The following is a 25,686-nucleotide window of genomic DNA, read 5'->3' as shown; positions in this document are numbered from 1 at the left end:
ATGTGGCTTTAAACGACGATTCCCATGGCCGGGCTGCCGTTATGTGGTGCTCGCCGCGGCGGCGACCGGCCTGAAGGTAGGGGCCTTGACCTTCCCACTATGGGAAGCCCCATCTGGGTGTGACGTCATCCAAGGGAGTGCGTCATGCATAGCTTCAAGGTCGAGAAGATGGGCTGCGGCGGCTGCGCCAAGTCGGTGACCCGCGCGGTCCAGGGCATCGAGCCGAACGCCCGGGTCGAGGTCGACCTCAGGACCAAGCTCGTCACGGTGTCGGGAGCGTCCGTCCCGGCAGACCGGATCGCTCAGGTCATCGCCGCCGCCGGCTACCCGGCCGAGCCGCTGCTCGCCGCCGCTTGAAACGCCGCGACGGCAACCAAACCTTCATCCCGGCATTCACGTCTCAACGGCGGACATAGTCCCGCCACCGGAATCGGTGTAAGCCAGAACTCATGAGCCTCGACCGGCAAATCGTGCGCCTGATGGCGGCGATGATCCTCGCGATCATCGCCTACGTCGCGCCGTCCGCCGTCCAGGCCCACGAGGGGCACGCGCACCACGGCCACCACGCCGCGGCGCAGCCGAAGGTCGCCCCTTCTCCGACGCCCAAGGCTGTTGCGCCCGCGGTCTCCGTGGCTCCCAAGGTCGCCGTCCGGGCCGTCCTGCCGGCATGGGCCAGGGTCGCGCTCGCCCCGGCCACGGTCGACGGCGCGCGCATCGAGCCGAGCCAGGACAAGTGCTGCCCGGTCGGCTGCAAGACCCGCTGCTGCGGGACGATGGCCTGCTGCGCCACCGGCGTCCTGTCCGGGCCCTATGCCCTGTCGCCGGCCCTGTTCCGAACCGTCACGCTGATCCCGCGCGACGTCGCCGGCCGTTCGGGCCCCGTCCCCGAGGCCCTGCCCAAGCCCCCACGAACCCTCGCGTGAAGTAGGGCGCGCCTGAGGCGCGCGACGCCCGGATTGCGCCCGAGAACGGCGCCGTCCGGACTTCCCGACGCGAGGATTCCTGTTCATGTCGACCCGTTTTGCCGCCGCCCTGCGCGCGGTGGCGCTGCTTGCCGCCGTCCTGGCGGGGCCGGCGCTCGCCCACGAGGGCCACGACCACGGCGCCGCCCAGCCCCCTGTCTCGAAGACCATCGCCCCGCGCGGCGAGGCGCTCTCGGACGCCTTCGAGCTCGTCGCCATCCCGCGCGACGGGACCCTGACGCTGTTCCTCGACCGCTTCCGGACGAACGAGCCGGTGCCCGGCGCGACCATCGAGGTCGAGACGCCGGACGGTCCCAAGGTCGCGACCGCCACGACCGACGGCGGCTACGCGCTGCCGGCCCCGTGGCTGTCGAAGCCCGGCCGGCACGAGCTCCTCGCGACCGTCACGGCCGGCGACGCGGTCGATGTGCTGACCGTGGCGGTCACCGTGCCCGACCCGAAGGTCGCCGCGGCCGCGGCGCCTGCCAAGCCGGCCCCGGCTCAGGCTGCCCTGGCGCGCCTGTCCGAGGTCGCCCACGACGTCCGGGAGCGGCTCACGGCCAAGGACCCGGCCCTGGTGGCCGCGGTCGCCGTCGCCTTCCTGCTCGGCGTGCTCGTGACGGCGCTCGCACGCGGGCGCCGTGGCGCGCCGGCGGTGGCGCTGGTCGCCATCGGCATCACCATCGTCCTCGGCACCGCCGCCTTCGCGCACGGCGACGAGGATCACGGCGCGCCCGTGCAGGGCGCCGCCCTGATCGAGCCGCGCCAGACCACGCCGGCCTCGTCGGACCTCGCGCAGCGCCTGCCCGACGGCTCCGTCTTCGTGCCGAAACCGACCCAGCGCCTGCTGGTCCTGCGCACTACCATGACCGAGCAGGGCAGCTTCCACCGCTCGGTCGAGCTGCCCGGCCGCATCATCCCGGACCCGAACGCCAGCGGGGTCGTGCAGTCCTCGGTCGGCGGCCGTCTCTCGCCGCCGCCGTCCGGCCTGTTCCCGCGCCTCGGCACGAAGGTGCGCAAGGGCGACGTGCTCGCGACCGTGACACCGCCGGTCCAGGCCGTCGACGTCTCCGACATGCGCCAGCGCCAGGGCGAACTCGACCAGCAGATCGCCATCGTCGAGCGTCGGGTCGAGCGTTTCAGGAAACTCGCCACGACCGGCGCCGTCGCCCAGACCCAGCTCGACGACGCGGTCGCCGAGCTCAACGGGCTGCACGACCGCCGCGCGGCTCTCGACAAGATCAGGCAACAGCCCGAGACCCTGGTCGCCCCCGTCGACGGCGTGGTGGCGCAGGCGACCGCGGTGGCCGGCCAGATGGCGGCACCCGGCGCCATGGTCTTCCAGATCGTCGACCCGAACCGCCTCTGGGTCGAGGCCCTCAGCTTCGACGCCCTGACGGCGGCCCAGAACGCCACGGCGCGGCTCGCCGACGGACGCGCCCTGAAGCTCGCCTACCAGGGCACGGGCCTCGCGGACCGCAACCAGGCCATCCCGGTGCAGTTCGCGGTGCAGGGCGACGCCTCCGGCCTGCGCGTCGGCCAGTTCGTCACCGTGCTGGCCGGGACCGACACCGAGCAGTCCGGCCTGGCGCTGCCGCGCGCGGCGGTCGTGCGCACCGGCAACGGGCAGGACGTCGTCTACGAGCACACCACCGCCGAGCGCTTCGAGGCCCGGCCCGTGCGGGTCGAGCCGCTCGACGGCGGCCGCGTGCTGGTCGCCGAGGGGATCGGACCCGGCAAGCGGGTCGTGACCCAGGGCGCCGAGCTCCTCGACCAGGTGCGCTGAGGAGGCAGGCCAGATGTTCACGTTCCTCGTCAGCCAGTCGGTCCGCAACCGCCTGCTCGTCCTCGCCATGGCCACGGTGCTGGTGCTCTTCGGCGCCTTCACCGCGACCAAGCTGCCGGTGGACGTCTTCCCCGACCTCAACAAGCCCACCGTCACCATCATGACGGAGGCCGAGGGCTACGCCCCCCAGGAGGTCGAGCAGCTCGTCACCTACCCCATCGAGACCCGGATGAACGGGCTGCCGGGGGTGACCCGGGTGCGCTCGGTCTCGGGCGTGGGGCTGTCCATCACCTACGTCGAGTTCGACTGGGGCACGGACATCTACCGCAACCGCCAGCAGGTCGCGGAGCGGCTGTCCCTGGTGCAGGACCAGCTGCCCCGGGGCGTGACCCCGGTCATGGGGCCGATCTCCTCGATCATGGGCCAGATCCTGCTGGTGGCGGTGACCGGCGAGACCGCGACCCCGATGCAGGTGCGCGAGGTCGCCGACTTCACCATCCGGCCGCGGCTCCTGACCATTCCGGGCGTGGCGCAGGTCATCCCCATCGGCGGCGAGGTGCGCCAGTTCCGGGTCAGCCCGAACCCGGCCGCCATGCGCTCGCTCGGGGTGACGAACGCCCAGCTCGAAACGGCGCTGGCGCAGTTCGGCACCAACGCCGGCGGCGGCTTCACCGACCAGCATTCCCGCGAGTACCTCATCCGGAACATCGGCCGGACCATGAGCCTCGACGACCTGCGCAACCTCGTGGTCGCGACGGTCGCCGAGACGCCGGTCCACTTGCGCCAGGTGGCCGAGGTCTCCTTCGCCGCCCGGACGAAGCGGGGCGACGCCGGCTACATGGCCAAGCCCTCGGTCATCGTCTCGGTCGAGAAGCAGCCCGACGTCGACACCGTGCGGCTGACCCGCAGCATCGAGACCGCCCTGAAGGAGATGTCGCCGACCCTGCCGGCCGGCATCCGTGCCGACCAGGTCCTGTTCCGGCAGGCCGACTTCATCGAGACCTCGATCCGCAACGTCGAGCGCGTCCTGTTGGAGGCGGTGCTGGTGGTGGCGGTGGTGCTGTTCGCCTTCCTGCTGAACGTGCGCACCACGGCCATCTCGCTGCTCGCCATCCCGGTCTCGGTGCTGACGACCGCCGTGGTGTTCCACCTGTTCGGGCTGTCCATCAACACCATGACGCTCGGGGGCTTGGCCATCGCCATCGGCGAGCTCGTCGACGACGCGGTGGTCGACGTCGAGAACATCTACCGGCGGCTCGGCGAGAACCGGCGGGCGGGCAACCCGAAAAGCGTGTTCCAGGTGGTGGTGGAGGCCTCGAACGAGGTGCGCTCTGGCATCGTCTACGCGACGCTCATCATCATCCTGGTGTTCGTGCCGCTCTTCGCGCTGTCGGGCATCGAGGGCCGGCTCTTCGCCCCGCTGGGGCAGGCCTACATCATCTCGATCCTGGCGAGCCTGCTGACATCCATCACCCTGACGCCGGTGCTGGCGTCCCTGCTGCTGCCGGGCTTGAAGAACCTGGAGGAGCACGACAGCCGCTTCCTGAAGCTGCTCAAGCGCGGCAACGCCGGCCTGCTGCGGGTCGCCTTCCGCCACAAGGGCCTGCTGGTCGGCACCGTCGCGGCGGCGGTGGTGGCCGCGGGCGTGGCCGCCTGGAACCTGCCGCGGGCCTTCCTGCCGCCGTTCAACGAGGGCTCGTTCACGGTCAACATGACCTTCAACCCGGGGATCTCGCTCGCCGAGAGCAACCGGGTCGGGCTGATCGCCGAACGGCTGCTGCTGGACATCCCGGGCGTGAAGGCGGTCGGCCGCCGCACCGGCCGTGCCGAGCTCGACGAGCACGCCGAGGGCGTCCACTCGTCCGAGATCGAGGTGGCGCTCGACGAAGGCGCCAAGCGTCCGAAGGAGGCGCTCGTCGCCGACATCCGCGGGCGCCTCGCGGCCCTACCGGTGGCCGTCAACGTCGGCCAGCCGATCTCGCACCGGCTCGACCACATGCTCTCGGGCGTGCGGGCCGAGATCGCGCTCAAGGTGTTCGGCGAGGACCTCGACGCCCTGCGCCGGGTCGCCAACTCCCTGCGCGACCGGATGGCCGCGATCCCGGGGCTCGTCGACCTGCAGGTCGAGCGGCAGGTGCGCATCCCGCAGCTTGAGGTGCGGGTCGATTACACCCGGGCGGCCCTCTACGGCGTCCAGCCGGCCGCGGTCGTCGAGCAGATCAGCCGCCTCTCGAACGGGCGGGTGGTCTCGACGGTCGTCGACGGCGTGCGCCGCTTCGACGTGGTCCTGCGCCTTTCGGAGAATCGCCGGACCACGACCGGGCTGGGCGACCTGCTGCTGGAGACGCCCTCGGGCTGGGTGCCGGCGCGGCAGGTGGCCGACATCCGCGAGACCGACGGGCCGAACCAGATCCTGCGCGAGAACGCCCGGCGCCGCATCGTCGTCCAGGCCAACACCAACGGCGAGAGCGACATGGCCACCATCGTGGCGGCCATCCGCGAGGCCGTGGCGAAGGAGCCGCTGCCGCCCGGCTTCTTCACCAGCCTGGAGGGCACCTTCCAGGCGCAGGAGGAGGCGAGCCGGACCATCGCGGCGCTGTCGGCGCTGTCCCTCGCCCTGGTCTTCGCCATCCTCTACAGCCGATACCGCTCGGCCGCGCTGGCGCTCATCATCATGGGCAACGTGCCGCTCGCCCTGATCGGCTCGGTGGCGGCGCTGTGGCTGGTCGGGCAGCCGCTGTCGGTGGCGTCGATGATCGGCTTCATCACGCTAACCGGCATCGCCGCGCGCAACGGCATCCTGAAGATCAGCCACTACCTGAACCTGTCGCTGCACGAGGGCGTGCCGTTCGGCCCCGACCTCGTCGTGCGCGGCAGCCTGGAGCGGCTGACCCCGGTGCTGATGACGGCGCTCTCGGCCGGCGTCGCCCTGGTGCCGCTGCTCTACGATGCCGCGAGCCCGGGCAAGGAGATCCTGCACCCGGTCGCGGTGACGATCTTCGGCGGCCTCGTCAGCGCGACGCTGCTCGACACCTTCCTGACCCCCGTCCTGTTCCTGCGCTTCGGACGCAAGCCGCTGGAGCGGCTGCGCGCCCTCCACGCCGAAGCACCGGTCCACCCATCCCCGGACGGCGCGCGCCCGCGCCAGGCCGAGGCCTACTGAACCCCGAGAGGAGACCTGAGCATGATCCTACCGCGAGTGACCCTGGTCGCCGGCCTGCTCGCCGCCACGACCGTGTATGCCCACGAGACCTCCGGCCAGCACGGCGGCCGGGTAGCGGACGCCGGCAAGTTCCACGTCGAGCTCGTCGCCAAGGGCGAGACCGTAGACGTGTTCGTGTCCGACGAGGGCCAGAAGCCTGTCCCGGCCGCGGGCTTCAAGGGCACGGCCATCCTCGTCGTCGGCGGCAAGCCGACCCGCGTGCCCCTGGAGCCCGCCGACGGCAACCGCCTCACCGGCAAGGCCGCCGCGGCGCTCGGCGACAGCCCGAAGGGCGCCGTGCAGCTCACCGGCCCGGACGGCGCAACCGCCAGCGGCAAGTTCAACTGATCCCACGCACCAGGAAGACCCCTTCGATGAAGACCCTGACCTCGACCCTCGCCGCGGCGGCCCTGACCCTCGGCCTCTCGGGCATCGCCCTGGCGCACGAGGCCCACGACCATGCCGGGCACGACCACGCCGCGATGACGGCGACGGACAAGTCGGACACGCCGGCCACGAAGGCGTTCCGGGACGTCGGCGCCGAAATGCACCGGGACATGGACATCCGCTACACGAACGACGTCGACGTCGACTTCGTGCGCGGCATGATCCCCCACCACAAGGGGGCCGTCGCCATGGCCAAGGTCGCGCTGGAGCACTCGAAGAACCCCGAAATCCGGAAGCTGGCCGAGGAGATCATCAAGGCTCAGGACGTCGAGATCGCCCAGATGGAGGCCTTCCTCAAAAAGAAGGGCACCCAGTGAGGTCGCCCTCGCGCAGGTAGGCGAAGCTCCCAAATCCGTGATCGTACAGAGTATTTATTTCTGAACGCTTCGCGGATTGAGGAGTTTGATATCCAGGTTGTAGCTAGCTGGTTGAGTTAATACTTTATCAGATCTCTAGCTGTGCCCTCATTCGCAAATACAAGCGAGAAGGATATCTGAATGAGCCACGTGTCGAGCGAGATGCAATCCTGCATCGACGAGTGCCTGCGCTGCTACCAGACCTGCCTGGGCATGGCTTCGAACCACTGCCTGCCGGCCGGGGGCAAGCACGTCGAGCCGGGGCATTTCCGGCTGATGCTGGCCTGCGCGGAGATCTGCCGGACCTCGGCGCACTTCATGCTGATCGGCCTGCCGGAGCACAAGCACACCTGCCGGGCCTGCGCCGAGATCTGCGAGGCCTGCGCCAGGAGCTGCGAGCAGGTCGGCGACATGCAGGACTGCGTCGCGCAGTGCCGGGCCTGCGCCGAGACCTGCCGGAAGATGGCCGCCTGAACCCGACGCGGCGGCTCGACCGGCCGCCCCCGCCAACCGACCTGAGGAGGCAATCTTGTTCGTTCGCACCCTGACCCTCGCCGCGACTTTGGCGCTCGCCGGCACCGGGGCGGCCTTCGCCGCCGACCACGACCACGGCTCCATGCAGGGGCCCTCGTTCGAGCTGCCCGCGGCCTGCAAGGCGGCGTCGGCTGCCAAGGAGGATTCGATGAAGGACATGCAGGGTCACATGTCCCAGGCCATGCAGGGCATGGGCGGCCAGATGACCGAGGCCCAGAAGGGCCTGCAGCAGGCCATGATGTCGATGAACGGCCCCATGATGCAGGGCATGATGGCCAAGGACGCCGACGTCGCCTGGATCTGCGCGATGATCCCGCACCACCAGGGCGCCATCGCGATGGCCCAGGTCGGCCTGAGAAACGGCGACAATCCCGAGGCGAAGAAGATCGCCGAGAAGACCATCCAGGAGCAGGAGAAGAGCATCGCCGAGCTCAAGTCCTGGCTCGACAAGAACGCCCAGAAGGAAGGCCGCCAGTAAGGCGCCGGCTGCCGTCGGGTCGCTCGTGGGCCGGCGGTGCCTCCTCGGCCATGCGGAAGGAGCGGTCATGAGCGACGCGCCACAGGGACATCACCCCGCCCCGGGAGGCCATGCCTGCGCGGGCGGCCACGGCCATGCCGGTCACGGGCACGGGCACGCCCACGGCCATGCGCACGGCGACCAGGCCGGCATCGCGGCGAACGACGCGGGTGCCAACCGTGTAAAGGACCCGGTCTGTGGGATGATGGTCGACCCGCACGCCACGAAGCACCGGGCTGAGCACGGCGGCCACCCCTACTACTTCTGCTCGAACGGCTGCCGGACCAAGTTCGAGGCCGACCCGGTCCGCTATGTCGACCCCGGCCAAGCCGCGACGAAGGCCGACCCGGTACCCGAGGGCACGATCTACACCTGCCCGATGCATCCGGAAGTTCGGCAGGTCGGCCCCGGGGCATGCCCGATCTGCGGCATGGCCCTGGAGCCGGCGATGGTCGGCGCCGACGAAGGCCCGAGCGAGGAGCTCGTCGACATGACCCGGCGGTTCTGGGTCGGGCTCGTCCTGACCCTGCCGGTTTTCGTCCTGGAGATGGGCGGCCACCTGTTCGGCCTGACGGAGCGCCTCGGGCAGCAGACGTCCAACTGGATCCAGTTCGCGCTGGCGACCCCGGTCGTGCTCTGGGCCGGCTGGCCGTTCTTCGTTCGCGGTTGGGCATCCGTCCGCAGCCGCAACCTCAACATGTTCACCCTGATCGCCCTCGGGACGGGGGTCGCCTGGCTCTACAGCGTGGTCGCGACCGTGGCGCCCGGGCTTTTCCCGGAGGCGCTGCGTGGGCATGGCGGGGCGGTGCCGGCCTATTTCGAGGCGGCCGCCGTCATCACGGTGCTGGTGCTGCTCGGGCAGGTCTTGGAGCTGCGGGCCCGCGAGAGCACGGGCGGGGCCCTCCGCGCGCTGCTCGACCTCGCGCCGAAGACGGCCCGGCGCATCCGGGCGGATGGCACCGACGAGGAGGTGCAGCTCGACACCATCGGCGTTGGCGACCGCCTGCGCGTGCGGCCCGGCGAGAAGGTGCCGGTCGACGGCGCTGTCGTGGAGGGTCGCAGCTCCGTCGACGAGAGCCTTGTGACGGGAGAATCGATGCCCGTCACCAAAGAGGCCGGCGCCTCTGTCATCGGCGGCAGCCTCAACCAGTCCGGCTCGCTCGTCGTCGAGGCGACCAAGGTCGGGCGCGACACCATGCTGGCCCGCATCGTCCAGATGGTGGCCGAAGCCCAGCGGTCGCGCGCCCCCATCCAACGCCTCGCCGACCAAGTCGCCGGCTGGTTCGTGCCGGCGGTCATCGGAGTGGCGGCGCTCGCCTTCGTCGCCTGGATGGCCTTCGGGCCGGAACCGCGCTTCACCTTCGCACTGCTGGCGGCGGTCGCGGTGCTCATCATCGCCTGCCCCTGCGCGCTCGGGCTCGCCACGCCGATGTCGATCATGGTCGGCGTCGGCCGCGGCGCCCAGGCCGGCGTGCTGGTCAAGAACGCCGAAGCCCTGGAGCGCATGGAGAAGGTCACGACGCTGGTGGTCGACAAGACCGGTACGCTGACCGAGGGCAAGCCGGCCGTGACGCGGGTGGTGCCGGCGGGCGGCTTCGACGAGGCCACCGTGCTGCGCCTCTCGGCGAGCGTGGAGCGCGCGAGCGAGCACCCGCTGGCCGTGGCGATCGTGAAGGCGGCCGAGGATCGCGGCATCGGCCTGGCCCCCGTGGCCGACTTCGACAGCCCGACTGGCAAGGGCGCGCTCGGCACGGTCGAGGGCCGCCGGGTGGCGCTCGGCAATGCCGCCTTCCTGCGCGAGCAGGGGGTGGACGTGGTGGCCCAGGCTGCCGAGGCCGATGATCTGAGGCGCGACGGGGCCACCGCGATCTTCGCCGGGGTCGACGGGCAGGTTGCGGGCGTCATCGCGATCGCCGATCCGGTCAAGGCGACGACGCCCGAGGCGCTCGCCGCGCTCCGGGCCGAGGGGATCCGGGTGGTGATGCTGACCGGCGACAACCGCACCACGGCAGAAGCGGTGGCGCGCCGGCTCGGCATCGAGGAGGTCGAGGCGGAGGTGCTGCCCGACCAGAAGGCCGCCGTGGTCGAGCGCCACAAGGCGGCGGGTCAGGTGGTCGCCATGGCGGGCGACGGCGTCAACGACGCCCCCGCGCTCGCGGCGGCGGACGTCGGTATCGCGATGGGCACCGGCACGGACGTGGCCATCGAGAGCGCGGGCCTGACGCTGCTCAAGGGCGACCTCCTCGGCATCGTGCGGGCGCGCCGCCTATCGCGGGCGGTGATGGGCAACATCCGCCAGAACCTGTTCTTCGCCTTCATCTACAACGCGGCTGGCGTGCCGGTCGCGGCGGGGGTGCTCTACCCGTTCCTCGGCATCCTGCTCTCACCGGTCATCGCAGCCGCCGCCATGGCGCTCTCCTCGGTCAGCGTGATCGGCAACGCCCTGCGCCTGCGGACGGCGCGGCTTGGTTGACGGAGACGGTGCGGGAAGCTCGGGCGGCTTGCGCTACGCCTTGACCTTCCCATCGCGGGAAGCCCTACGGAGCAGCTGAGGGGAGCACCGCTATGATGGGCCCGCGGGAAACGGAGGAAAGACCATGAAGCGGATCGTCCTGGCCTCGGCCGCCCTGCTGCTGATGGCGCCGTCCCCGGTAATGGCGATGTCCTGCTGCGGCGGCGGCAAGGACAAGGGCGCCATGATGTGCGGCAAGCCCGGCATGAAGACCGGGATGGCCATGAACCACGGCGCCATAAAGGGGAAGAAGGGCGGGTGCTGCTGCGAGGGCATGCCCATGAACATGACCAAGCGCGGCTAGCGGGAACCGCGGGCGCGTTGCGGGCCTCGCCCGGTCGATCTGGCCGCACTGCATCGGGGGGAGCGCGCCGCAGGGCCCCGCGCGCTGGCGACCAACAGGGCCGGTCTTTGCCCACGGAGAGGAAAGCCTCCGAAGGCGCGAGGGATGAGCGCCGTCTAATGTAGCACAACCTCCTGACGTTGTATCACATTAAAGGGAGGGGCCGGGCTCGCCCGGCTAGGCCGCCGCGACGACCGGCAACTCGTCGAGCCGGGTGGTGTAGCGGGGGGAGCGCATTTCGAACTTCGTCGACCAGTCGCGCTTCTCGGCGAGCCCGGCCGTCGCCGGCACCACGGCGCCGCGCCCGAACCGGCGATTGCAGGCGTCGAGCGCCGCCATCAACGCGACCCCGTGCTCCCGGTCGAGCTGGCCGAAGCCGGGCAGGGCCCGCTGCGAGGCCGCCAGCGGCACCAGGTCGGTCGTGACCACGCCCGCCTTCGCGTAGCGGTAGCCGTCGCGCCAGACCTTGCGCACGCCGTGCGTCGCCGCCTTCAGCAGCACCAGGGTGTCGTTCGTGGCCTCGGGCAGGGTCACCACCGTCGAGACCGAGCGCTGCGGCCGGTCGCGGTCGTGCTCGGAGGTGTGGAAGAAGACCGTGACGTGGTCGGTCCCGAGCCCCTCGCGCCGCAGCTTCTCCCCGAGCCGGGTCGCGTGCGCGGCGACCGCCTGCTCCATGGTGGCGCGGTCCTCGACCCGGTCGGAGAAGCTGCGGGTGACGGCGCAGCCCTTCCGGGTCGGGGCGAGCTCCTCCAGGTTGAGGCAGGGCACCCCGCGCAGCTCCTGCACTAGGCGCTCGCCCACCACCGTCATCGCCTTGCGCACCGCCCGGGTGTCGAGATCGCGCACGTCCGCCGCGCTGACGCAGCCGAGCGCCTCCAGCTTGCGCGCGTTGGCCGGGCCGACGCCCCAGATCTCGTCGGGCGCGATGCGGGCCATCCAGTGGTCGTACTGCACCGGGTCGGTCAGGTCGCAGACCCCGCCGAGCTCGGGCACCGTCTTGGCGACGTGGTTGGCGAGCTTGGCCAGCGTCTTCGTCGCCCCGATCCCGACGCAGGTCGGGATCCCCGTCCAGGCCCGCACCGTCTCGCGCATGTCGCGCGCGAGCGGCACACGGTCGCGCTCGCGCACGTCCGAGAGGTCCAAAAAGCTCTCGTCGATCGAGTAGACCTCGATGCGCGGGGAGAACCCCCGGTAGACCGCGTTCACCCGGGCCGACATGTCGCCGTAGAGCGCGTAGTTCGACGAGTAGACCCGCACGCCTTGCGCCCGGCACAGCGCGCGGATCTTGAAGTACGGCTCGCCCATGCGAATGCCGAGCGCCTTGGCCTCGCTGGTGCGGGCGACGGCGCAGCCGTCGTTGTTCGAGAGCACGATGACCGGCACCCGCGCGAGCCTCGCGTCGAAGACGCGCTCGCACGAGCAGTAGAAGCTGTTCCCGTCCGAGAGCGCGTAGGCCCGGGCGCTCATTCGCCGCTCCGGCGCCTCGGGTTGACCGAGCCCGAGACCACGCCCCAGACCTCGACCACGGCGTCCGGGGAGAGCCGGAACTCGGGGAAGCGCGGGTTGGCGAAGGAGAGCGTGACCCGGGGCCCCTGGCGGCGCCAGACCTTGAAGGAGCGCTCGCCGTCGATGTCGACGACCACGACGTCGCCGTTGCGCGGGGTCAGGGAGCGGTCGACCACCGCGAGGTCGCCGTCGAAGAGGCGGGCGAGCATCATGCTGTCGCCGGCGACCCGCACCAGGAAGGTGGCCGGCCGGTTGGCGACGAGCAGCCGCTGCAGGTCGATCTCCTCCTCGATGAAGTCGTCGGCCGGGCTCGGGAAGCCGGCACGCACGGGTTTCGCCAGGATGGGGATCGGTGTCGGCAACCCGATCGTGACGCCCGAGACCTGCATGCGCGTGCTCCGAATCCAACGGAACAAAAGTGGAACATGGCGGCCGGGTTCCGCCAAGCGGCCGAGCTTGGCCTCCGGCATGCGCGGTGGAGGGCTGTGGATAACGGGGATAGGGCGCTGGCGCTCGTCGCCGGGCCCGCCCAGGAACGCATCAGGAACGTCGCCGGTCCGTGAGCGTTGAGCTGCGCCTGGGCCGGTCCGGACCGCCTCACGTCGCCGTCCCGCGATACCGGGGGGTATCCGCCATGAAGCGTCTCGCCATCTTCCTCGACGGCACCTGGAACACGCTCAACAACAACACGAACGTCTGGCGCCTGAAGTCGCTGTGCGACCCGACGGCCCCCGGGCAGCTCGTCTACTACAGCCAGGGCGTCGGCACCCGCATCGGTGAGAAGGTGCGCGGCGGGATCGTAGGCTACGGCCTCGATAACGAGATCGTCGACGCCTACACCTGGCTCGTCCAGGCCTACGAGGAGGGAGACGAGATCTTCATCTTCGGCTTCAGCCGTGGCGCCTACGCGGCGCGCAGCCTGTCCGGCCTGATCTCGAAGTGCGGCGTGCTCCGGCCGGGCGCCCCGCTCTCGATCGAGCAGCTCTACGCCCGCTACCGCCGCCGCACCGAGCCCACGATCCGCACGCTGCTCGTCACCGACCCGGCGCGGCTCGCCGGCATCGAGGAGCGCTGGCTCGTCGCCCACTGCGTGCCCGCCGACGTCAAGTTCATGGGGATATGGGACACGGTCGGATCGGTCGGCAACCCGCTGTCGAGCCTGCGCACCCGGGTCGCGAAGTACCGCTTCCTCGACACCCACCTCTACCGCTCAAACACCTACGCCTTCCACGCGCTCGCCCTCGACGAGCAGCGTCGGGCCTTCGAGCCGACCTTCTGGACGCAGACCGCCGACAACGACAAGGTCGCGACCTGCCCGCGCCGGAGCCTCGATGCGATCGAGCAGCGCTGGTTCGTCGGGGCCCACGCCAACGTCGGCGGCGGCTACCCGAGTGACATCCTCGCCCAGGCCCCCTTGAAGTGGATCCTGGACAAGGCGGCCCAGCACGGCCTCGCCTTTCGGCCGGGCTTCTCCCTGGACGCGCCCGCCCCGAACGCGGAGATCGCGGATTCCTACGCCGCCTTCGGCCCGAGGCTCCTGCGCCTGTTCACGCCGCGCTTCCACCGGCCGGTAGGGGCGCCGCCCGCGGTCGGCTCCGAGCGCACGACCTGGCGGATCAACGAGACCATCGACGGCAGCGTCTTCGCGCGCTGGCGTGACAATCCCGGGTACCGGCCGCCCAACCTCGCGGACTGGATCGAGAGGCTGCGCGTCGACCCGGCCCGCGTGACGGGCGCGCTCAAGGCCGAGGATGCGACCCCGGTGTAGTCGGCGACGCCGGCCGCTACCGCTCGCGCACGACCGTCACGCTCTGCATCCCGCCCTCGGGCGTGAAGACGTAGGCTCCCACGTCGAGGCGGCGGAAGAGCCGGAGCCGCACGATCAACAGGCATGCGAAGGTCGCGCTGATCCGGCCCTGCGCGAGAAGCTCATGCATGGTGGTGAGGTCATCGCGGCTGGGCGCCGTCGGAAACGACGGGTGCGAGTGCTATTCGCCGAGGTAGTTGAACCGCGTTTAGTCGTGGCCCGTCCTTCGATAGGGCGCGCGGATCGCGTCGCCATGATGCCCGAGGTCGCGTACGAAGCTGGTCGCGGTCCCGCCGGCGCGCTGCACGCTGGCCTCGACGCCACGGAACGTGTCCGGGGCGACAGCCTCGCCCATCAGGACCCCGCCAATCTCCCGGCGTCCGGCGCGCCGCAGTTCGCCCTTCCAGAGGGCGACGACCGGTCTAGGTGTTTGGTCCCGGGATTTGGTGGTGCGGGTTCTGGGTGAATCTAGAGGGCTCCTCCGTCCAGGCTTTGCAGATAGCTTCGTAGGGCGTGAGGCCGCGTAGGGTCTTCAGGCGCCGCGCGAAGTTGTAGGCGGCCACGAAGTCAGCGAGATGCTGCCGAAGCTGATCGTGGCTGTCGTAGTGGAAGCGTTTGACGGTGGCGTCCTTGATCGTGCGGTTCATCCGCTCAACTTGACCATTCGTCCAGGGATGACGCGGTTTCGTGAGACGGTGCTCGATGTCGAGGTCGGCGCAGGCGCCCTCGAAGGAGTGGCAGCGGAACAGCACCTTCTCGGCGCGCATCGCTTTGATCTCCTCCGGCGTCCAAGTGTTGCCGGACGGCTCGGTAAAATGCGTGCCGTTGTCGGTGAGCACGGTGTGGATCTTGTAGGGAACGGCGGCAGCAAGGGCCCGCAGGAAGTTGCCGGCGACCCGGCGCGTGGCCTTCTCGTGCAACTCGGCGAAGGCGAACTTGGAGGTCCGGTCGATCGCCACAAGCAGGTAGAGCCGGCCTTCTTCGGTGTGCACCTCGGCGATATCGATGTGGAAGTAGCCGAGCGGGTAGTGCTTGAACTTTGCACGTTGCGGCTTGTCGCCATCCACTTCGGGGAGCCGCGAGATGCCATGGCGCTGCAGGCAACGGTGCAGGCTTGAGCGTGTAAGGTGCGGGATCGTCGGCTGCAGCGCGTAGAGGCAGTCGTCGAGTGGCAGCAGGGTGTGTCGGCGAAAGGCGACGATCACCGCCTCGTTCTCGGCCGTCAGCACCGGGGACCGGGGATCCGTTGGCCCCGTCTTCCGGTCAGTCACCGAGGACCGCTTCTTCCACTTCGCGACGGTCTTCGGGTTGACGCCGTAACGGGCCGCCAGCGCCCTCAGGCTCGCTTGACTATGCTGTATCGCTCGACGGACTGCCGCTGTCGTCGTGGCGCTCCCGTGCTGAACCTGGCCCATAGCGCGTCCTTCCACTCTCGTGAGAAAACTGCACCATCAAACCCTGGGATCAAACATCTAGGGAGCAGGATCTTCATCACCGCGCTTCGCGAGCAACTCGTCGAGAAACTCGATCGCGGCGTTCAGGGCCTCCGCGGTCAGGGCGGCGCCCTCATCCGTGTCGCCGAGCGGACCTTGTTGATAGCCGCCCGACGGCCTGGCCTTTCCTCGGAGACTAGGCACCACCGTTCTTGCTGCGCTGCATCATAACGGCGGAATGGCCACTCCCGGCTCGGCCGGGACATCGATAGCGGGGGCGCCACGGAAAACCGTACTTTGGCTGTGGATAAGAACAGCGGTCTGCAGCCGCGATAGCGCCTCGCTCGGCGATCAGGCGGCGGTTTGGCACTTTCTGCCAAGGCGTCCAACTTCGGGCGCGTAAGACCGCTTCTGACCCGCGCTAGGGCCACAGAGATGTCGCCCCCTGCCGCGTGGCAACTCTCTGAGCCGCACGCGATATAGCGCCGAACAATTACAACCCTGTTAGCTGGACATCTCGATAATCTGGCAACAACATCGTGCATGAAATCTATGTATTCGATGGATGCGTCAGAATGTCAAAGAGCACTCGATACGATCTCGGCGCGATCATGCGCCAGGCCTGGAACTTGGCCAGAGAGGCTGCCTCGATTGCTGGTGAACGCGCACGGGCTCACATTGCTGGAGCGATGCGCCGCGCCTGGGCTCAGGCCAAGTCGGCACTCGCGCCGACGAAGAAGGAGCAGGTTCGTCTCTCTCCAAGCGACCTCATTGGAAATGAAGATGACTACCAAGGCCGGGTTCTAAAGTATATCGGCATCAAGTCGTGGTCATCAAAAGATGGATACGACAAACGCGATTACATCATTTGCGAAGTTGATGGTTGTCTCAAAGACAAAAATCTGATGTACTTCCACAGGTCTGGTCAGGTTGATCTTTTTCACATTGAGGTTGATACTCCTTTTGGAAAGATTTGGTGCCACGACAACATTGAGGTTGAGCTTCTTACCTAAGGTGACGAGCTCAACGTGTTGTCACCCCAGTTCCCTCGAGGCGGGGGCGGCCTCAGCCCCGAGCGACCTGCCTGTGCGCCACAACCGTGGTGACCTGGCCCCGTGTAGTCGAAGTCGACCCCGACCTCACGGGTACACTGGAGGATGGCGGGGTTACTTGCCGTGCCGCGACCTGGCGGCTACCGTAGAGGCCGCGGGCATCCAGGAGGATGCGGGGGCTAGGCTCCTTGGCGAGCCAGGCGCCGGCCGCGGGCGGTTTTGTAGGCTGGGGCGTCTGCAGCTCGCGTGAGGCTGCCGCCACCCACGGTCTCTGGTAGGCACATCCTCGCTCGACGGGAGACTTGAGGCGTCGCCGGCGCCGAGTGGTGGCGTCCGGCTAGCAGACAGCCCAACCGTGCGACGGACAACACACCGGGGGTTAGGGGACCTGGGCGGCCGAGGCTGGCGAGGGAGCGGCTATGTTGGGAAGGTGTGGAGTCTCGACCCCGAAGGCGACCTTCCTCAGGGCGCTCGCCTCGGCGATCTGGTAGGCTCGCTACAGGGGAAGTGCGCAATCGTAGTGGCCGCCGAGGAGGCGGCCAGTGCTCGCCCTTGCGCCAGGCCGCCTGGGACCGGTGGATGTTCTCGGCGAGGGTGTCCATCCGGCAGATCCGGACCCGGCACATTTCGACGACGGTGAGCTTGTCGGCGTGCTAGCTGAGGACGCAGTGGGTTTGGACCGCGCGCTTCAAGATGATGACGCCTGGATTGTCCGAGCCGTAGAGGGGATGTCCTCGGTGAACGAGGAGACACTGAACATGTGGCAGCCCCCCGGCGCGAAGGACCGAATCGCCTATTGCGCGCCGCGCCTTAGAGAGGGTGCACCGATTGTGATAGTGTCTAGACCAGTCTAGGCCCAAGGGACCAAACGCGGCAACACGGCCAAGGTTCCGAAGGGCGCTCCTACTCGGCCTTCGCCGGGGGCTTGGCCTCGGGCTGGGGTGGAGGGGCCGGCGGTGGCGGGGCCGCGCGGTTGAACCCGTCGCGATCCTTGACCGTCGCCACGAACAACGGCGCGCCGCCGTAGATCTCGCGCTGGACCTGCTCGAACGTCCGCGGCTTTCCGCGCACGTACGCATCGCCCCGGCGCGCGGCCCGCTCCTGCCACTCGGCCCGGGCCTTCACCACCCGCTCTCGGACGAAGGCTCGGTCGCGAAGGAGCGTGCTCTTCGGGTCGGCGGTGACACCGTTCTGCACCGGCACCGTCAACGTGCGGCCGAGGAAGGTGACGAGCGTCTCAGCAAGGTCCGCGTCGATGAAGTCGGGCACTCGCGTCGCGACGCGATCCTCGTGCAGCTGCCGGGGCAGGTCGAAGGTCGAGACAAGCTTCGCGAGGTTCGCCCGGTACTCGCCCCCCATGGCCTCGTCCGCCCTGGCGAAGATCGGGAACTGCCCGTCGAGATCCTCGTCGAGCAGCAGCTTGGCCGTCGCGGCCGCGTGCAGGCGCGGGAACTCGGATGCGGGCTGCCAATACCACCACAGCTTCTTGGCCTCGGCTCGCGCCTCTTCGGTCGAGAGCAGCGCCACAAGGGCGGCATCGGTCTCAGGCACGGCGGGCTCGGGCGCTGAGGCTACAGGGGGGGCGACGGGGACGGGAGCGGTCATCGGCTGCAAATCGGTCATTTTCGATTTCGGGGTCGAGGGCGGGAGCGTGCCCTCGGCCCGCGCATGCCTCAACGCGCGGCGGCGGTCGGCGCGCGCGTTCCGGAAGCGCAGGATCCGGGCCCGCTCGGCTGCCGCGAGAATGCGGATGGGCTCGATGCCGGCCCCGGTGTCGAGGCGCGCCTGCAGGTCGGGGCTCTCCACCTCGGCCATGACGAAGGCCCAGAACGCCTGGTCGGCGCCGTCCCTCGTGATCGCTTCGAGCAGGCGCTGCCCCCGGTACGGCGACGTCTCATGGCCCGGCGTGAGCGCGGAGCCGGTGAGCGCCTCGTCCAGGGCGGCGAGCCAGATCCGCCGCCAGGCATGCATCTCCGATCCCAGGGCAGCCACGGGCCGACGGCGCGATCCCGCCTTCGGCTGGGTCACCCGGCGAGAGGGGAGCGCGCTTCCGAGCTTCACCAGGGTTGACGCCCGGAGCTGGAAGGCCGGCGCGTCCGGGTGCGCCTGCAGGAACGAGAGGTCCTCCGCGGGTAGTAGCCGTGCGGCTGACGTCCGCATTTCCGGTGGGCGCAGGCGAACGGAGAACGCTACGGCGAGGTTGCGGCCCCGCTCGTCCTTGGCCTCCTCGGCCTCGACCGTGAAGGCCGTCACGTGGTCGGCGATGTCGTCGAGCGCAGGCTGCAGATAGCGGATCCGGAGCGGCCCCATACGGTGCGGGGCCGGCATGCCGAGGATCTCGCCGAGCTCTGCTACGGGCACCGTGACGACATGAGAAGGCGCGTCCGGCAGGTAGCGGACACGGTCGGCGGCGAGGCGCCCAACGAGGTGGCGGTAGAGCAGCGGCGCGCCTTTGGTGGAGAAGCGCGCGAGCGCGGCCAGGTCGAGGTAGCCGTAGAGGTCCCGGCGGAGGAGCGGCGTGATCCATTCCGGGAGTGACGCGCGGAACGCACCGTCGATGCTCAGCTCCTGGCGCTCGCCCCCGAGGAGACGCACGAGGCTGTCCGCGAGCTCGCGCGGCTGCACGAGCCGAGTGCGCCCGCTCATCGCAACGAGGGCGGGGCGAACGGGGATCGCCGGCTCGTGGATCCGCTCCGGCAGGCCGTCGGGATGCTGCGCGATCGCGTAGGAGACGACCCACTCCCAGAGCGCCACGTCCCGCGCGCCGAGCCGGGGGATCGCGCAGAGCCGGCGGTCGAGGAGGTAGGCGACCGGGCGCGGCACGGACGGAGCAACCTTGGCGAAGGCCTCCGGCGAGGCGACCGCCGCCTCCATGTCGCCGCGCACGCCCGGGACGAAGGGCGCTCGCCGGGAGCGGGCGGACGGGACGGAGGGCTCGGGCGAGGCGGGCATGAGCTCACGCTTGCAGATTTGCACCACCGGAAGGTACTACTCGGCGTGGCAGGAACAAGCCCATTCCCCTCTGCGGAGGCGGCTACGAACGGGCTCGGGACAGAGGCTCCGGCGGTCCCCTAATACTAAAATATAGAACCCGGCGGGCGGTAGAGAGGGCGGGGAGGCCGGCTGGGACGGGTGAGAATGGTCAGCCCAATTAGTATTGTATCGCGAGACCGCATCCGCCCCAGGCTGGAGCCTAGAGGGAAACTGGGGTGAAGCCGAGGCGGTAAGGTGGTGCAAATCTTCACGCCATGGAGCTGGTCCGGTGGTGGGGATCTGCACGGCGGGCGACCTAGATCCTTGCGTCCCGGGCGAGCATCATTCGGGCATGTCCGAGGCCGCTCTCTCCCCCGCGCGCAAGCGCACCCCTGGCCATCGCGCGATCATCGAGCAGATGGCAGCCGATGAGCGCCGGCGCGAGGATGCCGAGCGGAAACGGAAGGAGCGTGCCGATCGCAAGGCCGCTGGCCTGCCGGATCCGCGCGAGCTCGACCGCGCCATCGTCGACGCGATCCGCGACGCGCCGCTGACCGGCTCCCAAGGGGCCCGGGGGCGGACGCATCCCAACGCCGTCCATGTCGAGGGCCTAGTACGCCGGGCCGCTCGCGCCCTGCAGCTCCGGGGCTACCTGCCCGCCGCGACCGTTCCGGCCCTCTTCGCCCGGATCTCGCGTGACACCGTGGCCTAGCGCCAGGCCCTTCCCGGGGACCGGACCCACCCTCGTCGCGATGAGTGGTGTGTTGTCCGTCGCACGGCGGGCCGAGAGCCTGACCCTCGCTGGAACGACTTGGCGCCTGGGGCAAGCCCCACCGTCCGGGCGCCCCTTCCGGCAGGCGATGGTGCAACCCCGTGGGCTACCCGCACACACGCGTCATCGTGCGACCGAGCGAACTGAGGGGTGAGCACGTCCCGCACGCGATCACTCGGGCCGTGAGGCACGGCACGGCGCTGCTCGTCGGCTTCGCGCCGGGCGGGCGGCACGCTCACCGACACCGCGATCGTGCAAATCTCGTTCGACGGTGGCGTTAGCTGGCGTCAGGCGACCGCATTCCGGAGCCAGTTGAACGGCGGGCAGCCGACGATCCGGGGCGCGCCCTACGCTGACGTGCAGAGCGCCATCCCCCTCCTTATCGTCTGAGGCCGTCATAGAAGGGGAGCCTCGGCTCGTAGGTCGCGACGTCTTCCGCCGCCGCGATGATCCGGGGGGTGGTCCCGCCCCGGCAGGATCAGGATCTCGGCGTTGCCCTGCGTCGGGACCCACCGGGCCCCCTCCGCCTCGGCCTGGGAGATCTGCGACCGGGGCAGGTTGCCGAAGCGGTCGAGGACGGCATCGCGGCCAGGGACGAGGATGCCGCGGGACACCGTCCTCGGATCGCCGGGACGTCGCTCGCCCTCGAATACCACCAGGGCAAGGTAGCGCGCGGCGGTGGGCAGGACGTAGACGAGCGCGGCCGGCGCCTCGCCCTGTAGCTTCCGGTACCGGAAGGCATCGAGGGTGAAGGCGGTCGGCCGGTCGAAGACCTCGGCGGCGACCTCGCGCAGGCGCTTCCGGGCGCAGGCCGCCAGGTAGAGGACCGCCTCGTCGAGCGCCGACCGGAGTTCCTTCGCCTTCGTGATCCCGGCCCGGCGAAGGGCAGAGACGTCGAGCCTGATGCGGGTGCTGGCCATGCCCGGGAGGCTCGCCCTAGCCGGTGAGACGGCCAACACACCAGGCCCCCAAAAACAGTGACCCCTCGGGAGTGGTTTGCGAGGCGAGGACTAATCCCCCCGTTACTCCTAGATCCAGAATCGAGGCTGCGGATTTAAGAATCGAGTTTCCAATTCGGATGCCGTCCGGACGATGGCCCCTCGGCGCCCGTGCGGGGCGCGCCCCGGGACGGCGCCGACACCCCATGCCCGGAGGCCTCCGGGAGCGGCAGGCACATCTGGTCCGACGTCGGCCCGACGTGCGCTCGATTCGGGCGCACAGGGCAAGGCACAAGGGGCCAGGGGTTCGTTTACCGTCGATTGTGGACGGCTTCCCCAGATTCTTGACCCGGGACTCCGGCCAGGCCCACCTTGGGAGCACGAGATCGCCCCGCACTGGAGACGTCCCCATGCCGCACCACGCCGCCCACATCACCGCGGACGTCTCGGGGCGGATGGCTCAAGGCCTGATGATGGGGCATTTCGCGGTCCAGGACCTCTTCCGCGCTGTCGAAACCGACCGCCGCCGGGGCGTCGATGCGGTCTCGGAACTCATCCACGAACTCGCCCTCGCGCGCCAGCAGGCCACCGCGGCGCAGGTCGAGACCGCCCGCCTCCGCCGTGAGCTCGCCTCATGCGCGAGGGCGATCGGTGCCGAGCGAGAGCGCGCCGATCGAGCGGAGCACGCCCTCTCGCACGTCCTCGCGGCAGTCAGGGACCGCGCATGAAAAAGCCCGCCGGGGTGACCGGCGGGCTCGGGGTAAATGGGGTGGCCCGCGTCTAGCGGCTCGGGCCGTAGCTGTATGCGGGCGTTGTCCCGAGCTCTGCCAGCAGCTCGGCCACGTCGACCGAGCGGCTCGGCCCCCCGGTCCCGCCCTTGGCGCCCTTGCCGGCGATCCCCGCCGGCACAGCGTCCGCGACGACCGGCGGTAGGCGGAACGGGCCAAGTGCCGTAGACCCGCCAAGGCCGGCGTTGATATGGCGCTGCAGCCGGCTCGCGGGGCAGCCGAGAACTTCGCCGAGCTGCGTCGCGTCGAGCCCGGCGACCCATGCCGCGAGGGGGCTCGGGAGCGGATCGACTGGGGCGTGCTGCTCGTGCGTGAAGAGCCGCGCTCGGGCGTGCCGTTGCACGAGCTCCGCCATCGGGCATGGCTTGCGCACGACCGGCGCGAGGGGCTCGCCCGGCTCGTCGCGGCGGACGGCGTCGAGGGCGGCCGCCGCAACGCTCGACGCTGTCGGCTTGGGCTGCCAGCCAAGCAGCGTCAGCGGTAGCAGCAAGATCTCCAGCATCATGTGCAGGATCGTCGCGAGCAACCGTCCCAGAAACCGCATCGTGTCCTCCTCTCTCGCGGGGTGATCGTCCGCCTCAGACTAGCAAGGCGCCAGCCGGCGCGTCGGGTTTGGCCCGCCGGCGCCGCTTCGGGGCCTCGCCGAACAGGCGGACGTTGAGCTCGTCGGCGAGTTGCAGCCGGTGTCCCTGCAGCAGCGCGAGGGCGTGCGCGGCTTCGCCCTGGTCGAGGGCCTCGCGCTCCGAGAGGACGTGCCCGGTCCAGCACGTCGCCTGCGACCAGCCGATCGAGTTGCGATCGGCTGCCCAATCAGTGTCGAGCGAGCTCAGGTGCTGGCAGGCCTCCAGGGCGGCCACCCGGACGGCCGGATCCGCGGCCCGGGCGAACCACAGCGCCGGGGCCGGCCGTCCGAGGCGCTCCTCGGCCCGGCGGATGTTGCCCGCGGCGTTGTCGAGGTAGCGCTCGGCGCTGCGGAGCCCCCACGACGTCCAGCTCTCCGCCGCGGCGAGATCGCGGGCCTCGGTGAGCGCGCGCCCAAGGGTCCACGGCCGCTCCGCGAGGAGGGTGCGCAGAGCCGAACGAATCGGGGGAGCCGCGATCTCGGTTTGGGCGACGTCGAGTACGTGGCGCTCTTCCTCGCGGCGGGCCTTCGCCTCGCGCTCGGAGGCCGCCTCGGCGACCACGCGGTCGACCTCCGCGCGCAGGGCGGCGACGTCGACGGTGACGCCGATGTCCCACCAGCACGCCACGAGGCGGGGCTGGTCGTGCCCGCGATCGGTCCAGCTGTAGCCGACGCCGACGAGCATGCCGCGGGCCCGCTTGTAGGCGTCGCGGAACGCGGTGGTCGGCTCGTCGCAGAGCCAGAGCGGGAGCTCGTTGCCGTAACGACGGTGGATGCCGACGCAGCGCCAGACGGTGCCGAACTCGATCGGCGGGGCCATGAGAGGGTCTCCAGAAACCGGGGTGGCCGGCTCTATCGGCCGGGTCAGCGAATACGCTGACATGCGTAGCGTCCCACTCAGGCAAGCATCTCGCAAGTGGTCGTACTCGGAAATATGCGCTTCAGGCCAAATTAATCTGCCGAACCTCCCAACCGCCGCGGGTTTCTTGTAACTTGCAAAATACAAATAAGTGGATTCACTGAAAAACCCGATCCATCACTCTGGACAACTGCCGGCGAATTGCCGACCTTCACATCAGCGGGTCAGCGCATGAGCGGATCCGAGGCTTGGTTTTCAGGAGGCGGTGGTGTCTGGCGGGGTGAGGCAAATGCAGGGCGAGGACGTCCTGCTGCGGTTGGAGGAGGCGATCCGGGAGGCCGGCTCGCAGCAGGCGTGGGCCGCATCGGCGGGCGTGTCGGCGCAATACGTCGGAGACGTGCGGAAGGGGCGCCGCGCCCCCGGCGACGCGGTTCTGGACGCGCTCGGCTTGCAGCGCGTCGTCAGCTACGTGCCCGCCGGGGAGACGCGCCCGTGATCGACCTGACCGGCTATCACTACGGGCCCGACATCGACTTCGAGCCGGATCCGCCGGAGCCCACGTTCGCCGACGGCGGCGTCTGGCGCGACGCGGTCGCCCGCAAGGCGCACGTCTGCGACAGCTGCAGCTGCGGCCGCGGGATCCGGGCCGGCGAGCGCTACCGCATCCACGTCGGCCTCGACGAAGACCGCCAGTTCTTCGTCTCGCGGCACTGCACCGTGATGCCCGAGGGCTGCGCGCGCGATCACGCCCGAGAGGTCGAGCGCGAGCGGCGCCTGGAGCACGAGCCGGAACTGCCTTTCCCGCCGCTGCCCCCGCGCGCGCTGCAGCTCGCCCTGACCGACGACGACATCCCGTTCTGAAGGAGGCCGCGATGAGCCGACCCGACGAGTGGCACGTCAACATCCGCGACCGCCTCGTGGCCGAGCGCGGGGGCGAGCGCTTCGGCCCGCGCGAGCTGTACCTCACGATGTACGGCCCCCGGCGGATCCTGCCGCTGGACTGGCACGAGCGGTCCCGAAACTTCATGGACGTCCTCGCGAGCTACGGGTGGACTGAGTACGCCCCGGGCCCCCGCGGAGGCCTGGGCTGGCGCCTCCGCCGAGGTCACCTCGCCGATCTGCAGGCTAGGGAGGAGGCGGCCGACCGCCTGCAGAGCCCGCACCGGGAGGCGGCCGCGGCGATCGTGAGCCCCTACGCGACCACGACCCTCTGCGACGCGGACCGCACGGTCACTCTCTACTAGGGTTGGCTGCCGGGCGGCCTCGATGCCGGCAACGTCGTCAAGCGCGCGCCGCTCCGCGACCTCCGCCGCCCGAGCAGCCGGACGCTGGTGGCGCAGTGGCGGCACCACGCCAAGCTCGCCGCGGCGGCCGCCTCAATCGACGCGCGGCTGTCCCGGCTCTGCGCGCAGCGGGCCGATTCGTATCGAAGTCAGGCCGCCGAACTCGAAAGATACGCAGGGAGAGTAAGCCAGTGACCCGAGCCGTCCGCTCCACCGAGATCCGCCTCAGGGACAACGTCTACATCTCCGTCTCGAAGGACCCGGGTTCGGATACGGTGATGTTCTACGCCCCGCCGAGGCACCGAGACCCCAAGATCGACACGAGCGGCCTCGGCCCTCACCAGTCCTGGTTCGAGCCGGGCGACGGGAGCGCCGAGTACAAGGGCATGCCCGTCGAGGCGGTCCGCGCCTACTGCCGGCTCCACGGCGGCGTTGCGGAGGCCGGCGAGATGGCACTCGCCCTGCTGAAGAAGCTGCCCTCCGGCGCGGCCGAGCCCGCTCCCGCTCCCGAGCAGCCCACTGCCCCGGCGGTCGAGGAGGCCGCTGCGCCGCGCCCTTTTCCGCTCCGGGGGGAGCCCTGGTGGGAGGGCGGCCCGCGGCCCCGGCTGACCCCCGGCCATCGGATCAACCTGAGCTGGAAGGGTCTCCTCCGCGCCTAGACCTCGACGACTTGACCCCGGCCGTCATCGAGGCGCGCCGGGCGATCGCCGAGCTCGACGCCGGCTTCCTCTACAAGGGACGCGAGCCAGCCCATCCGGGCGAAGAGCTCGCGGTCTGGGGGAAGCGCGCCTCGATCGGGGCCGGCCTGGGCAGCCGCCTCATCATCGTGACGCACCCCCGATTCGCGCGGCACCCGCTTTTGGAGGAGGCGATCGATCTCCGCGCGCGGCTGCTCGCCTACTACGAGGAGGCCCGAGCCGAGATGCCCAGAGCGATGCGGCGGGCGAACGGGATCTACTCGTACTGAAAAGCTTGGCCGCCCTTGCGCCCGGCA

At 70.1% G+C, this 25,686-nt stretch carries 27 protein-coding genes; 19 read left to right on the top strand and 8 right to left on the bottom strand.

Annotated features, from left to right (window positions below):
* The first annotated feature begins 144 nt into the window (after positions 1-144).
* The 10 genes from MOX02_RS08775 to MOX02_RS08730 all read left to right on the top strand — a co-directional run bounded on the left by MOX02_RS08775 (position 145) and on the right by MOX02_RS08730 (position 10,620).
* Entirely contained in the window at positions 145-357 is a 213-nt protein-coding gene (locus MOX02_RS08775; RefSeq protein ID WP_147025431.1) for a heavy-metal-associated domain-containing protein, read from the top strand.
* Positions 358-449: 92 nt separating this feature from the next.
* Entirely contained in the window at positions 450-923 is a 474-nt protein-coding gene (locus MOX02_RS08770; protein ID WP_147025430.1) for a hypothetical protein, read from the top strand.
* A gap of 85 nt (positions 924-1,008) precedes the next feature.
* Positions 1,009-2,748, top strand: coding sequence for an efflux RND transporter periplasmic adaptor subunit (locus tag MOX02_RS08765; protein WP_147025429.1), 1,740 nt, complete (start codon positions 1,009-1,011; stop codon positions 2,746-2,748).
* Positions 2,749-2,761: 13 nt separating this feature from the next.
* Positions 2,762-5,911, top strand: coding sequence for an efflux RND transporter permease subunit (locus MOX02_RS08760; RefSeq protein WP_147025428.1), 3,150 nt, complete (start codon positions 2,762-2,764; stop codon positions 5,909-5,911).
* Positions 5,912-5,932: 21 nt separating this feature from the next.
* Entirely contained in the window at positions 5,933-6,298 is a 366-nt protein-coding gene (locus MOX02_RS08755; protein WP_147025427.1) for a hypothetical protein, read from the top strand.
* Positions 6,299-6,324: 26 nt separating this feature from the next.
* The gene (copM, locus tag MOX02_RS08750) at positions 6,325-6,714 is read left to right on the top strand and encodes a CopM family metallochaperone (protein WP_147025426.1); all 390 of its coding nucleotides are present in this window, start codon (positions 6,325-6,327) and stop codon (positions 6,712-6,714) included.
* Between the two features lie 180 nt (positions 6,715-6,894).
* Positions 6,895-7,227, top strand: coding sequence for a four-helix bundle copper-binding protein (locus MOX02_RS08745; RefSeq protein ID WP_147025425.1), 333 nt, complete (start codon positions 6,895-6,897; stop codon positions 7,225-7,227).
* A gap of 55 nt (positions 7,228-7,282) precedes the next feature.
* The gene (locus MOX02_RS08740) at positions 7,283-7,765 is read left to right on the top strand and encodes a DUF305 domain-containing protein (RefSeq protein WP_147025424.1); all 483 of its coding nucleotides are present in this window, start codon (positions 7,283-7,285) and stop codon (positions 7,763-7,765) included.
* A gap of 67 nt (positions 7,766-7,832) precedes the next feature.
* A complete protein-coding gene (locus MOX02_RS08735; protein WP_147025423.1) occupies positions 7,833-10,277 on the top strand; it encodes a heavy metal translocating P-type ATPase in 2,445 nt (814 codons plus the stop codon).
* Between the two features lie 124 nt (positions 10,278-10,401).
* Positions 10,402-10,620 (top strand): hypothetical protein, encoded by a 219-nt coding sequence (locus MOX02_RS08730; RefSeq protein ID WP_147025422.1) that lies wholly within the window; start codon positions 10,402-10,404, stop codon positions 10,618-10,620.
* Positions 10,621-10,836: 216 nt separating this feature from the next.
* Here MOX02_RS08730 and MOX02_RS08725 read toward each other — a convergent pair whose 3' ends face one another.
* The gene (locus MOX02_RS08725) at positions 10,837-12,126 is read right to left on the bottom strand and encodes a Y-family DNA polymerase (RefSeq protein ID WP_147025421.1); all 1,290 of its coding nucleotides are present in this window, start codon (positions 12,124-12,126) and stop codon (positions 10,837-10,839) included.
* Positions 12,123-12,554 carry a LexA family protein gene (locus tag MOX02_RS08720; protein ID WP_147025420.1) on the bottom strand — a complete coding sequence of 144 codons (432 nt, stop codon included), beginning with the start codon at positions 12,552-12,554 and terminating at the stop codon, positions 12,123-12,125. The genes MOX02_RS08725 and MOX02_RS08720 overlap by 4 nt, the downstream gene beginning before the upstream one ends.
* Before the next feature lie 245 nt (positions 12,555-12,799).
* Between MOX02_RS08720 and MOX02_RS08715 the strand changes: the two genes are divergently transcribed.
* Complete coding sequence (locus tag MOX02_RS08715; protein WP_147025419.1) at positions 12,800-13,933, top strand: T6SS phospholipase effector Tle1-like catalytic domain-containing protein; 1,134 nt, start codon at positions 12,800-12,802, stop codon at positions 13,931-13,933.
* A gap of 16 nt (positions 13,934-13,949) precedes the next feature.
* Here MOX02_RS08715 and MOX02_RS31850 read toward each other — a convergent pair whose 3' ends face one another.
* Positions 13,950-14,102: a hypothetical protein gene (locus MOX02_RS31850; protein ID WP_210250374.1), complete on the bottom strand. Its 153-nt coding sequence runs from the start codon at positions 14,100-14,102 to the stop codon at positions 13,950-13,952.
* Positions 14,103-14,394: 292 nt separating this feature from the next.
* Positions 14,395-15,387, bottom strand: coding sequence for an IS481 family transposase (locus tag MOX02_RS08705; RefSeq protein ID WP_147025418.1), 993 nt, complete (start codon positions 15,385-15,387; stop codon positions 14,395-14,397).
* A gap of 593 nt (positions 15,388-15,980) precedes the next feature.
* Between MOX02_RS08705 and MOX02_RS08700 the strand changes: the two genes are divergently transcribed.
* On the top strand, positions 15,981-16,418 hold the full coding sequence (locus MOX02_RS08700; protein WP_147025417.1) for a hypothetical protein: 438 nt from the start codon (positions 15,981-15,983) through the stop codon (positions 16,416-16,418).
* Positions 16,419-17,360: 942 nt separating this feature from the next.
* Here the strand turns inward: MOX02_RS08700 and MOX02_RS08695 are convergent.
* Positions 17,361-19,409 carry a hypothetical protein gene (locus MOX02_RS08695; protein WP_147025416.1) on the bottom strand — a complete coding sequence of 683 codons (2,049 nt, stop codon included), beginning with the start codon at positions 19,407-19,409 and terminating at the stop codon, positions 17,361-17,363.
* Between the two features lie 373 nt (positions 19,410-19,782).
* Here MOX02_RS08695 and MOX02_RS08690 point away from each other — a divergent pair, with 373 nt between their 5' ends.
* Positions 19,783-20,142, top strand: coding sequence for a hypothetical protein (locus MOX02_RS08690; RefSeq protein WP_147025415.1), 360 nt, complete (start codon positions 19,783-19,785; stop codon positions 20,140-20,142).
* Between the two features lie 455 nt (positions 20,143-20,597).
* On the opposite strand, the gene MOX02_RS08685 is transcribed toward MOX02_RS08690, so the two are convergent.
* Positions 20,598-21,122, bottom strand: coding sequence for a hypothetical protein (locus MOX02_RS08685; protein WP_147025414.1), 525 nt, complete (start codon positions 21,120-21,122; stop codon positions 20,598-20,600).
* A gap of 428 nt (positions 21,123-21,550) precedes the next feature.
* On the opposite strand from MOX02_RS08685, the gene MOX02_RS08680 reads away from it, so the two are divergent.
* A complete protein-coding gene (locus MOX02_RS08680) occupies positions 21,551-21,868 on the top strand; it encodes a hypothetical protein (protein WP_147025413.1) in 318 nt (105 codons plus the stop codon).
* A 52-nt stretch (positions 21,869-21,920) separates the two neighbouring features.
* Here the strand turns inward: MOX02_RS08680 and MOX02_RS08675 are convergent, their stop codons facing one another.
* The gene (locus MOX02_RS08675) at positions 21,921-22,472 is read right to left on the bottom strand and encodes a hypothetical protein (RefSeq protein ID WP_147025412.1); all 552 of its coding nucleotides are present in this window, start codon (positions 22,470-22,472) and stop codon (positions 21,921-21,923) included.
* Positions 22,473-22,506: 34 nt separating this feature from the next.
* Entirely contained in the window at positions 22,507-23,370 is an 864-nt protein-coding gene (locus MOX02_RS08670) for a hypothetical protein (RefSeq protein WP_147025411.1), read from the bottom strand.
* Positions 23,371-23,698: 328 nt separating this feature from the next.
* Between MOX02_RS08670 and MOX02_RS08665 the strand changes: the two genes are divergently transcribed.
* From MOX02_RS08665 to MOX02_RS08645, 5 genes are all read left to right on the top strand, one after another.
* On the top strand, positions 23,699-23,905 hold the full coding sequence (locus tag MOX02_RS08665; protein ID WP_147025410.1) for a helix-turn-helix domain-containing protein: 207 nt from the start codon (positions 23,699-23,701) through the stop codon (positions 23,903-23,905).
* Positions 23,902-24,270, top strand: a complete 369-nt coding sequence (locus tag MOX02_RS08660; RefSeq protein WP_147025409.1) for a hypothetical protein — start codon at positions 23,902-23,904, stop codon at positions 24,268-24,270. The genes MOX02_RS08665 and MOX02_RS08660 overlap by 4 nt, the downstream gene beginning before the upstream one ends.
* Positions 24,271-24,281: 11 nt before the next feature.
* Positions 24,282-24,653, top strand: coding sequence for a hypothetical protein (locus tag MOX02_RS08655; protein ID WP_147025408.1), 372 nt, complete (start codon positions 24,282-24,284; stop codon positions 24,651-24,653).
* Between the two features lie 230 nt (positions 24,654-24,883).
* Positions 24,884-25,351 (top strand): hypothetical protein, encoded by a 468-nt coding sequence (locus MOX02_RS08650; RefSeq protein WP_147025407.1) that lies wholly within the window; start codon positions 24,884-24,886, stop codon positions 25,349-25,351.
* An 11-nt stretch (positions 25,352-25,362) separates the two neighbouring features.
* A complete protein-coding gene (locus tag MOX02_RS08645; RefSeq protein WP_147025406.1) occupies positions 25,363-25,659 on the top strand; it encodes an iron-containing alcohol dehydrogenase in 297 nt (98 codons plus the stop codon).
* Positions 25,660-25,686: the final 27 nt, after the last annotated feature.

It is taken from the genome of Methylobacterium oxalidis, from assembly GCF_007992195.1.
GTDB classification, from domain to species: Bacteria; Pseudomonadota; Alphaproteobacteria; order Rhizobiales; family Beijerinckiaceae; genus Methylobacterium; species Methylobacterium oxalidis.
This window is presented reverse-complemented; position numbering and strand designations above follow the sequence as displayed.

Coding starts and splice junctions, on each gene's coding strand:
- MOX02_RS08720 (WP_147025420.1), bottom strand. CDS start 12,554: ATGCAGGTCTCGGGCGTCACGATCGGGTTGCCGACACCGATCCCCATC.
- MOX02_RS08690 (WP_147025415.1), top strand. CDS start 19,783: ATGTCCGAGGCCGCTCTCTCCCCCGCGCGCAAGCGCACCCCTGGCCAT.
- MOX02_RS08675 (WP_147025412.1), bottom strand. CDS start 22,472: ATGCGGTTTCTGGGACGGTTGCTCGCGACGATCCTGCACATGATGCTG.
- MOX02_RS08730 (WP_147025422.1), top strand. CDS start 10,402: ATGAAGCGGATCGTCCTGGCCTCGGCCGCCCTGCTGCTGATGGCGCCG.
- MOX02_RS08735 (WP_147025423.1), top strand. CDS start 7,833: ATGAGCGACGCGCCACAGGGACATCACCCCGCCCCGGGAGGCCATGCC.
- MOX02_RS08680 (WP_147025413.1), top strand. CDS start 21,551: ATGCCGCACCACGCCGCCCACATCACCGCGGACGTCTCGGGGCGGATG.
- MOX02_RS08770 (WP_147025430.1), top strand. CDS start 450: ATGAGCCTCGACCGGCAAATCGTGCGCCTGATGGCGGCGATGATCCTC.
- MOX02_RS08665 (WP_147025410.1), top strand. CDS start 23,699: ATGCAGGGCGAGGACGTCCTGCTGCGGTTGGAGGAGGCGATCCGGGAG.
- MOX02_RS08725 (WP_147025421.1), bottom strand. CDS start 12,126: ATGAGCGCCCGGGCCTACGCGCTCTCGGACGGGAACAGCTTCTACTGC.
- MOX02_RS08700 (WP_147025417.1), top strand. CDS start 15,981: ATGTCAAAGAGCACTCGATACGATCTCGGCGCGATCATGCGCCAGGCC.
- MOX02_RS08760 (WP_147025428.1), top strand. CDS start 2,762: ATGTTCACGTTCCTCGTCAGCCAGTCGGTCCGCAACCGCCTGCTCGTC.
- MOX02_RS08775 (WP_147025431.1), top strand. CDS start 145: ATGCATAGCTTCAAGGTCGAGAAGATGGGCTGCGGCGGCTGCGCCAAG.
- MOX02_RS08765 (WP_147025429.1), top strand. CDS start 1,009: ATGTCGACCCGTTTTGCCGCCGCCCTGCGCGCGGTGGCGCTGCTTGCC.
- MOX02_RS08715 (WP_147025419.1), top strand. CDS start 12,800: ATGAAGCGTCTCGCCATCTTCCTCGACGGCACCTGGAACACGCTCAAC.
- MOX02_RS31850 (WP_210250374.1), bottom strand. CDS start 14,102: ATGCATGAGCTTCTCGCGCAGGGCCGGATCAGCGCGACCTTCGCATGC.
- MOX02_RS08695 (WP_147025416.1), bottom strand. CDS start 19,409: ATGCCCGCCTCGCCCGAGCCCTCCGTCCCGTCCGCCCGCTCCCGGCGA.
- copM (WP_147025426.1), top strand. CDS start 6,325: ATGAAGACCCTGACCTCGACCCTCGCCGCGGCGGCCCTGACCCTCGGC.
- MOX02_RS08705 (WP_147025418.1), bottom strand. CDS start 15,387: ATGGGCCAGGTTCAGCACGGGAGCGCCACGACGACAGCGGCAGTCCGT.
- MOX02_RS08745 (WP_147025425.1), top strand. CDS start 6,895: ATGAGCCACGTGTCGAGCGAGATGCAATCCTGCATCGACGAGTGCCTG.
- MOX02_RS08655 (WP_147025408.1), top strand. CDS start 24,282: ATGAGCCGACCCGACGAGTGGCACGTCAACATCCGCGACCGCCTCGTG.
- MOX02_RS08755 (WP_147025427.1), top strand. CDS start 5,933: ATGATCCTACCGCGAGTGACCCTGGTCGCCGGCCTGCTCGCCGCCACG.
- MOX02_RS08685 (WP_147025414.1), bottom strand. CDS start 21,122: ATGGCCAGCACCCGCATCAGGCTCGACGTCTCTGCCCTTCGCCGGGCC.
- MOX02_RS08670 (WP_147025411.1), bottom strand. CDS start 23,370: ATGGCCCCGCCGATCGAGTTCGGCACCGTCTGGCGCTGCGTCGGCATC.